Here is a 3811-nt window from a genome sequence, read left to right as displayed (position 1 = left end):
GAGATCGCGGCGGCGGCGGCCCGGCGCGCCGGGCTCGGGCTCTACGCCGCGCACCGCGAGGACCTGCCCACCGAGCCCGCCGAGCGCGAGCAGCTCGCCCGGCTGTGGCAGCGGGAGGCGATCCTGATACCCGCCGCGCTGCTGGTGGAGGGCGGGGAGCCCGGCCGGGAGCGCCCGCCGGCCCCGAACGGCACCGAGGCCTTCCTCGCGAGCCTGGCGGTGCCGCTGGTGGTGTCCGGCGACGAGCCCCCGCCGGCCGGGGCCCCGGACCGCGCCCGGCTGACCGTGCCGCCGCTCGGCCCCGAGGAGCAGCTGGCGATCTGGACCGCGGCGCTGGACGGCGCACCGGGCGTCACCGAGGGCGAACTCCGGTCGCTGGCCGCGCAGTTCTCGCTGCCCGGCCATGTCATCCGGTCGGCCGCGGCGACGGCCCGGCGGGCGGCCGGGGACGGCCGGGACGTCAGCCCGCTGGCCTGGCACGCCGGGCTGGTGGAGGCCCGGATGTCCCTGGAGGACCTGGGCCGGCGGATCGAACCGCGCGCCGACTGGGAGGACCTGGTGCTGGAGGAGCGCCAGCGCGCGACGCTGCGCGAGATCGTCGCCCACGTCCGCCGGCGCGGCACGGTCTACCAGGAGTGGGGGTTCGAGCAGGTGCTGCGCCGCGGGCTCGGCGTCACCGCGCTGTTCGCCGGCGGCTCGGGCACCGGGAAGACGCTGGCGGCCGAGGTGGTCGCCGGGCAGCTCGGCGTGGACCTGTTCGTGATCGACCTCTCCCAGGTCGTCAGCAAGTACATCGGCGAGACCGAGAAGAACCTCCGGCGGGTCTTCGACGCGGCCGAACGCGGCGGCGCGCTGCTGCTGTTCGACGAGGCCGACGCGCTGTTCGGCAAGCGCAGCGAGATCAAGGACAGCCACGACCGCTACGCCAACCTGGAGGTCAGCTACCTGCTGATGCGGATGGAGGCGTACCGGGGCCTGGCCGTGCTCACCACCAACATGAAGAAGGCGCTGGACCCGGCGTTCATGCGGCGGATCAGGTTCGTGGTCGACTTCCCGTTCCCCGGGGTGCCGGAGCGGGCCGAGATCTGGCGGCGGGTCATCCCCGAGCGGACCCCCAGCGAGGGCCTCGACCCGGAGCGGCTCGCCCAGCTCACCGTGGCCGGCGGCTCCATCCGCAACATCGCGCTGTCCGCCGCCTTCCTGGCCGCCGACGAGGACTGCCCGATGCAGATGCGGCACCTGCTGGCGGCCGCGCGCACCGAGTACCTGAAGCTGGAGCGCTCGCTGACGCCCTCGGAGGTCGGCGGATGGATCTGACCGTGGAGACCGGGAGCGGGCGGAACGGCCCCGAGCACGGGAGTGCCAGGCCCGGGGCCGTCGGTTCCGGCACCGTCGGTTCCGGCACCGTCGGGCGGATCGAGGTCGAGATCGGCGAGCTGGTCCTCGACGGCTTCGCCCGGATCGACCACGACCGGCTGACGGCGGCGTTCCGGAGCGAGCTGACCCGGCTGGTCGAGGCGCGCGGCGTGCCGCTCGCGGCCGGCGGCGACCGCGCGCTGGACCTGCTCTCCGGGCTCCCGCCGCTTCCGGCGGGCGCCTCACCGCAGCGGCTCGGCGAGGCACTCGCCCGCGCCGTGCACGCCGGGCTCTCCGGCGACGGCCGGCCGCCCTCGGCGCCACCCGGACGGAGGCGGACATGACCCGACTCGCCACCACCACGGCCGCCGCCGCGAAGGATTCCACGCGCGACGGCAAGCAGGGCGCCCAGGCCCGGCGCAAGGCCCGGGCGCCGAAGGCCCGTACGCCCGAGCCCAAGGAGATCGTCTCCGGCGCCGGCCAGCCGCTCGACCCCGGCCTGCGCCGGGAGTTGGAGGCGCGGCTCGGGCACGACCTCACCCGGGTCCGGGTGCACACCGACCGGGACTCCGCCGCGCTGACCGAGCTGATCGGCGCGGACGCCGTCGCCGTCGGCCCCGACCTCTTCTTCGGCGAGGGCAAGTACCGGCCCGCCTCCGAGGACGGCCGGCGGCTGCTCACCCACGAGCTGCTGCACACCGTCCAGGCCCCGAACCCGCTCGGGGCGCTGCGGGCCGGGCGCGACCTGGGCGCGGTCAGCCTGCCGCAGGACGCGGTCGAACGGGAGGCGGAGCACGGCGCGCGCGACGACCGGCCGACGGCGGCGACGCCGAGCGCCACGCCGGGCTGGCTCCGCTACGCGACCGTCGACGCGGATCGGTTCCGCACCGAGCGGCTCGATCCGGCCACCCTGGTCGACCGGCTGGCGGCCGGCATCCTGCGCTCGCTGCGCGGCGACCCGACCGACTCCTCCGGCCGGGTCCGCCTGCAACTCTCCCGTTTCGCACCCGAGTTGCAGGCCTCCGTGCTCGAACGGCTGGCGGTCCGACTGCCCTCCTCGGACTACACCCGGGTGCTGGAGCTGGTCGAGGCCGCCGAGCACCGCCTCTCCGAGGTCGACGGCGCGCTGACGCCCGAGCCGGTCACCGACCCCACCGACCCCGCCGACCGGGCCGACCGGGCCGCCGACGACCAGGACCGCGGCGAGCAGGACCGGCAGCAGCAACTCGACGAGGAGGCACGGCAGTCGGAGGACCCGAGGCGGCGGCGCAGACGCCGCGAGGGGCACCGGGACGAGGACCGCCCGGAGGGGCAGGACGAGCAGCGGGACGAGCAGCAGGCACCGGAGGCGGAGGACGAGGCCGCGCAGGCTCCGCCGGCTGAGCAACCGGCCGGGCAGCCGACCGGGCAGCCGGCCGGGCAGCCGGAGGCCGGGCAGGCCGAGCCCGCCGCGCAGGCGCAGGCTCCGGCCGTCGAGGCGGCCCCCGAGGCGGGCCCCGAGGCGGGCCCGGAGCAGGTGCCCGGGCCGGCCGGGGAGGACGTTTCGCAGTCCGAACCCGTCTCCGTACCCGGCCCGTCCGAAGCCGGGCCGCAGGACGCCGCTGCCCAGCCCCCGGTCGGCGCCAGGCCGCAGGAGCCCGCCGCCGGGCCGCCGCCGCAGCCCGTCCCGGTCAAGCCCGAACGCCTGGAGGCGATCGCGCGGGCCGAGGACAGTCCGCTGGCCCGGCACGGCCTGCTGGAGGACGACCACCAGAAGGACGAAACCCGGGACGAGGAACGGCCGTTGGGCCTGGAGCCCGGCGCGGAGTCCGAGGTCCACGACGGGCCGGACAAGGAGCAGGACCGGCCGTCGGCCGCCGCCGACCCCGGGCCGGAGCTCACGCCCGGGGACTTCCTGCCCTCCTCCGACCTCGACGTGTCGGCCGTCCCGACGGCCGACCGGATCACCCTGTCGGCGGACGGCACTCCCCCCGGGAACGCCGAGGCGCCGGATTTCCCCGAGCCGCCCGCGACCAAGGCCGACCAGGTGCAGGCCGAGCGGGAGAGCCGGCCGGAGGACGAGGCGGAGCCGGCCGGGGCGCCCGGGGCGGCGCCGCAGGCCGCGCCCGAACCGGCCCCCGCCGCCGAGGCCGAGGACCGCGGTGCCCGCGACCTCCAGCCGGAGCGGCCGGTCGAGCAGGAGGTCGGCCCGGACCCCACCGCCAACCCGGCCGCCCCGGCGCCGGCCGCCGCCGAACCCGCTGCGGCGGAACCGCGGCAGCCCGAGGCCCCGGCCGAGGAGGCACGCGAGGCCGAAGCGGCCCCCGAAGCCCCTGAGCCCGCCGCTTCGCCCGAGCCGACCGGTCCCGAGCGCACCGCCGCCCCCCACGCCGCCGGGCCGGCCGGGCCGGTCGGCGGGGACGGCCTGGGCGGGGACGCGGCCGTCCCGGACGGTGCCGGGCCCGAAGCGGCGTCC

The 3811-nt window shown here is 77.9% G+C and carries 3 protein-coding genes; all 3 read left to right on the top strand.

Annotated features, from left to right (window positions below; translation table 11 throughout):
• Nucleotides 1–1317 (top strand): AAA family ATPase (locus ABZW03_RS38380; protein WP_355269134.1); only part of this gene is annotated, 1317 nt, incomplete at its 5' end.
• Nucleotides 1308–1700 (top strand): hypothetical protein, encoded by a 393-nt coding sequence (locus ABZW03_RS38375; protein WP_355269132.1) that lies wholly within the window; start codon nucleotides 1308–1310, stop codon nucleotides 1698–1700. The genes ABZW03_RS38380 and ABZW03_RS38375, both read left to right, overlap by 10 nt.
• A partial coding sequence (locus ABZW03_RS38370) for a DUF4157 domain-containing protein (protein ID WP_355269130.1) occupies nucleotides 1697–3811 on the top strand: 2115 nt, incomplete at its 3' end. The genes ABZW03_RS38375 and ABZW03_RS38370, both read left to right, overlap by 4 nt.

Origin of the sequence: Kitasatospora sp. NPDC004799 (assembly GCF_040609095.1) — a bacterium.
In the GTDB taxonomy this organism is placed as follows: domain Bacteria; phylum Actinomycetota; class Actinomycetes; order Streptomycetales; family Streptomycetaceae; genus Kitasatospora.
The sequence above is the reverse complement of the archived record's forward strand: the minus strand, read 5'-3'. Positions and strand labels throughout refer to the sequence as shown.

Excerpts from the sequence above, each read along its gene's own strand:
- ABZW03_RS38375 (WP_355269132.1), top strand. The coding sequence starts at position 1,308 with ATGGATCTGACCGTGGAGACCGGGAGCGGGCGGAACGGCCCCGAGCAC.